The 4877-nt window shown below is 75.2% G+C and carries 3 protein-coding genes; all 3 read right to left on the bottom strand.

The window, feature by feature from the left end; translation table 11 throughout:
* Positions 1-2350: transglutaminaseTgpA domain-containing protein (locus tag ACNQOV_RS18045; protein WP_416396299.1), on the bottom strand; the 2350-nt coding region annotated here is incomplete at its 3' end.
* Positions 2347-3678 (bottom strand): DUF58 domain-containing protein, encoded by a 1332-nt coding sequence (locus ACNQOV_RS18050; RefSeq protein WP_031262337.1) that lies wholly within the window; start codon positions 3676-3678, stop codon positions 2347-2349. The genes ACNQOV_RS18050 and ACNQOV_RS18045, both read right to left, overlap by 4 nt.
* On the bottom strand, positions 3678-4670 hold the full coding sequence (locus tag ACNQOV_RS18055; RefSeq protein ID WP_402267452.1) for an AAA family ATPase: 993 nt from the start codon (positions 4668-4670) through the stop codon (positions 3678-3680). Before ACNQOV_RS18055 ends, ACNQOV_RS18050 begins: the two co-directional genes overlap by 1 nt.
* Positions 4671-4877 lie beyond the last annotated feature (207 nt).

The following is a 4877-nucleotide window of genomic DNA, read 5'->3' on the forward strand; positions in this document are numbered from 1 at the left end:
ACGCGGCGCTGCGCCGCGCGCGCCGCCCCTCGTGCGACCACGCCGACGAGGGCAGCAGGCTCGGCGGCAGCAGCCGGGACCGGACCACCCGCGCAGCGGAGGCCGACGCGTCGAGGGCGACCCGCGCCTCCCGGACGGCGGCGAGGAGCGCCGAGGAGTCCACCGTCGCGGCACCGCCCGCGGCGAACCGCTCGCGGTCGACCGCGTCGACGATCGCCTCGAGGTGCGGCAACACCGTCGCGGGCACCGATGCCCGGAGCCGACCGAGCACCGCACGTGCCGTGCGCGCTGCGGCGGCCGCGTCTCCCGGCGGCGCCAACCCCGGCGCGTACCCGTGGTCCGCGACGTCGTCGAGGGTCTCGCGCCAGGCGTTCACCGCCGGGGACCGACCCGAGTGCACCGCCACCAGCCGGGTCCGACGGCGGAGGGTCCGGACGAGCGCGGGCGAGACGAGCAGAGCGACCGCCAGCAGGAGCCCGACGGCGAGTCCGAGCGGGCCGTTGCGCCCGCCGCCGGTCGACCCGGTGGCGCTCGGCGCGGCGGAGGCGCTCGGCGTCGGGGTGGCGGTCTGGGCCGGAGCGGACTCGCCGGGTGCGGGCAGCGGCGTCTCCGGAGCGGCGGCGGAGGGGGTGGCGCTGGCCTCGGTGGCGGGCGAGGCCGCGGCGTCGGAGTCGGGGGTCGGCTCGAACGCGACCCAGCCGGCGCCCTTGATGTAGAGCTCCGGCCACGAGTGCAGCTGGCGGTTCGACACCGTGTACTCGCCGTCGGCCTGGGTCGTGCCCGCCCGGTAGCCGACCGCGATGCGCGACGGGATGCCGAGCGTCCGAGCCATCACGGCCATCGCCGACGAGAAGTGCACGCAGTAGCCCTCGCGGACCTGCAGGAACTTCGCGACGACGTCCATGCTGTCGCCGTCGTAGCCCTGCTCGACCGGTGCGGTCTCGGAGTAGGTGAACAGGTCGCTCCGGAACCACTGCTCGAGCGCGCGGGCCTTCTCGTAGTCCGAGGCGGCGCTGCCCGCGACCCGCTGCGCCGTCCGCGCGATGCTGGTCGGCAGCTTGTCGGGCAGTTCGCGGTCGATGCGGAGCTGGTTCGCCGACGGGGTGGCGAACCCGCGACCGTCCGCCCGACCGAGCAGGCCGGAGCTGGCGATCGCGTCGAGGTACTCACCGGACCACGTCGAGGCGCCGTAGACCTCGTAGGTGGCACCGCGCGGGGTCGCCGGGCCGGTGGAGCGCACCGTGCTCGACTCCCCCATCCAGCGCCACTGCGACAGGTCGAGGTTCGTCGACCGCGACTCGATCGAGACCGCGCCGGACGGGACCGGGAGGTAGTTGCTCGACAGGCCGGTGACCCGGATCGTGACGTCGCCGCGACTGGACAGGCGGGGGTTGATGCCGACCGCCCACTGCTGCTGGTCGGCCGTCTCGGACTTCGCCGCGTCGGTCGTCGTCGGCACCCAGTCCCCGGTGCCGAACTCGTCGAGGTTCGCGAGCTTGAGGTACTCCGGACGCCCGTCCGAGGACCGGTAACGGAACACCTCGAGCTCGTTCGGCTGCCGGAGGTCCTGCCCGAGGTTGAGGAGGGTGCCGGGCCGTCCGGGCTGCACGGGCGACTGGATCGCCCCGGTCACGCCGGACAACCAGCTGGCGTTGAGCGGCACGATGGCGGGCAGCCCGACGGCGACCACGAGTCCGATCGCGCCGACGACCGCGGCCGGGAGGGCTCGCTGGACGGGCCGGACCGAGAGCCAGAGCAGGACGAGGAAGGCGATGCCGGTGGCGATGACCAGTCCGGGTGCCGCCGGCGCCCCGGTGACGATGCCGGGGACGATGAGGATCACGAGCGCCGGCGCGGCCGCGAGCGCGGCGGTCGGCGCGACGGCGGCGAGGAACAGCGAGACGCCCGCGACCCAGCCGATCGCCACCGTGACGATGAGGCGGATCGCGTCGGACTGCGGCAGCGGCGCCGGGTTCAGCCGGATCGCGGCCAGGGTCTCGCCGAGGGCACCGTTCCGGTCGAGCCAGCCGAGCGGCTGGATGTCGTTCACGACCGCCGCGGCGCAGGAGCAGACCACGAGGGCGACGACGAGGGCCACGAACCGCACGCCCGGCGCACGACGGCGGACGGCGAGCACCGTGCCGACGAGCACGGCGGCGACGAGGACGCCGGACACCCACCAGGCGATGCCCTGCACGAGCGGGCGCATGGCGAGGGCGGCGATGAGGACGGGCACCGGGGCGAGCGCCACGACCCACGGGCTCGGCGAGTCCGGGCGGTCGACACGACGGTCGGCGTCGGGACGGGCATCGCCCCGGGCGGGTGCCGGACGGGTGGCGACGCCGCTCACCGGATGCTCCCGGGCGAGTGGGCGCCGGCCACCGGGACGACGAGGGTCCGCCAGCCACCACGGTCGAGGATCCCGCGGACGACCGGGTCCGGCGGCACGATCGTCGCCAGGATCCCCCGGCTCGAGCCGGTCGTCGACGAGACGAGCTCGGCGGCCTGCTCGGCGGTGCAGTTGCCGGTGACGACGGCCGTCATGCCGTGCACGTCGCGGCCCCGCACGTCGGGCAGGACCTCGGTGACCTCGCGGGCGTCGGAGCGGACCCGGACGTCGGCGAGCCCCACGAGCACGTCGGTCAGTCCGCCGGCGTCCCCCGCGTGCCGGGTGCTGCCGGCGGGTCCGTCGCTGACGAGCACGACGCGCGAGGTCCGCGCGGCCAGTGCCCGTGCGACGCTCGCGGCGACCACGACCGCGTGCTCGAACGCGGCGTCGCCGCCGAGGTCCGAGAGCTCCGCGAGGTCGTCGCGCCCGAGCCGCTGGTAGGACTCCCGCCGGACGTCGAGCGCGATGACCGCCTCGGGCGGCTGCGCCTGGGTGGTCTGCCGGACGTGGAGTTCGCCGCGTCGAGCACTCTGGGCCCAGTGCACGCGGCGGATCGGGTCGCCGGGACGGTACGGGCGGAGTTCGCTGTCGTCCGCCGAGCCGCCCTGGCCCACCCGGCCCTCGTCGGCCGAGACCGCACCCGCGAGGGCTCCGGCGTCGAGCGTCCCGAGCGGGGTCGACGCCGGCACGACGACGACCTCTTCGGCGGCGACGACCGGGCGGTCGATGCGGAGCAGGCCGAACGGGTCCTCGACGCGGATCGTCACCGGACCGACGACGCTCCGCCCGCGGTGCATCGCGAGGGCCTCGACGTCGAGCACCGCCGGCGGCAGGTTGGGACCGACCGCGGCGTAGGTCTCGGCGGTGTCCATGCTCACGAGCGCGTCGTCGAGCTGTTCGCGCACGAGGAGCATCGACCGCGGGCCGATCGGCAGGCTCGTCCCGCCGAGCGTGATCCGCTCGCGGTACACCTCGCCGACCTGGACGATCGCGCGTGCCGTGCTCCGGCTGCCACGCAGTGGTGCGGCGACGACGAACGCCATCACGATGCCCAGCACGACGAGGACGAGCAGCAGGAGGCCCGCGGAGACGGCGACGCTCGTGGTCCCGACGAGCCCGCCGCCGATCAGTCCGATGCCGACCGCGATCACGGTCCAGCCGCGGACCGTCGGCCTCGGGAACGGCGTCCGGCGCAGCAGCGACAGTCCACGCCGCCCGTAGCGGAGCACCCCGGAACGCACCGCACCGGCACGCAGGGCGAGCGACGTCGGCGCCGGGGACCCGGACATCAGGAGCGGACGGGGGTCGCCGTGAACGGCACGGCGGTGTCGGACACGATGCGCACGACGATGTCGCGGACGGTGTCGTCACCGGTGCCGCCGAGGCCGCGGGCCACCGGGACGAGACGGTGCGCGAGGATCACCGGTGCGAGCGTGGCGACGTCGTCGGGCGTGACGAAGGGACGGCCGAGCAGGGCCGCGTGGGCGCGGGCGGCCTGGGCGAGGTGCAGCGTCGCCCGCGGGCTGGCGCCGAGGACGATGTCGGGGTGCGTGCGGGTGGCCCGGACGATGGCGACGATGTACGCCTCGACGTCGGGCGCGACGTGCACCGTCCGCACCGACTGGATGAGGTCGCGCAGGACGTCGACGTCGACGATCGGACGGAGGTGCGCCAGCGGGTCGCCGCCGCCGCGGTTCGTCAGCATCTGCCGCTCGGCGTCGGCGCTCGGGTACCCCATCGTCAGGCGGGCCATGAACCGGTCGCGCTGGGCTTCCGGGAGCGGGTACGTGCCCTCCATGTCGATCGGGTTCTGCGTGGCGACGATCATGAACGGGCTGTCCAGCTTGCGCGTCACGCCGTCCACCGTCACCTGCGCCTCGGCCATCGCCTCGAGGAGCGCCGACTGGGTCTTCGGGCTGGTGCGGTTGATCTCGTCGCCGATGACGACGTTCGCGAAGACCGGTCCCGGCGAGAAGCGGAACGTGCCGGAGGACTGGTCGAAGATGTTCACCCCGGTGACGTCCGAGGGCAGCATGTCCGACGTGAACTGGATGCGGTTCACGGATCCGCCGACGGACGCGCCGAGGGCCTTGGCCAGCACCGTCTTGCCGACGCCGGGAACGTCCTCGACGAGGAGGTGTCCCTCGGCCAGCATCACCGTCAGGGCGGTGCGGATGGCCTCGGTCTTCCCGTCGACGACGGTGGACACGGCGGCGATGATGTCGTCGCCGACGTCCCGGATGCGGTCGATCGGGAAGGCGGGGTCGGTCGGTTCCGGCACGCAGGCCTCCTCGGCTCAGGACAGGTGTCGTGCATGCTACAACGGCCCGGTGACAGGGACCGGAGGATGCGTCACCGACTGCGTCGCCGGACACACGGCGGCGGGCGGGAGGGGGGGGGGGGGGGGGGGGGGGGGGCGGGGCGGCGGCCGGCGCCGCGCCCCCCCCCCCGCCCGGGGCCCCGCGCCGCCCCGCCCGCCCCCCCCGCG

It is taken from the genome of Curtobacterium sp. LFS084 (assembly GCF_047977705.1).
Taxonomy (GTDB): domain Bacteria; phylum Actinomycetota; class Actinomycetes; order Actinomycetales; family Microbacteriaceae; genus Curtobacterium.

What these genes read in the sequence shown, in the direction of transcription:
- ACNQOV_RS18050 (WP_031262337.1), bottom strand. Translation starts at nt 3,678, where the DNA reads ATGTCCGGGTCCCCGGCGCCGACGTCGCTCGCCCTGCGTGCCGGTGCG.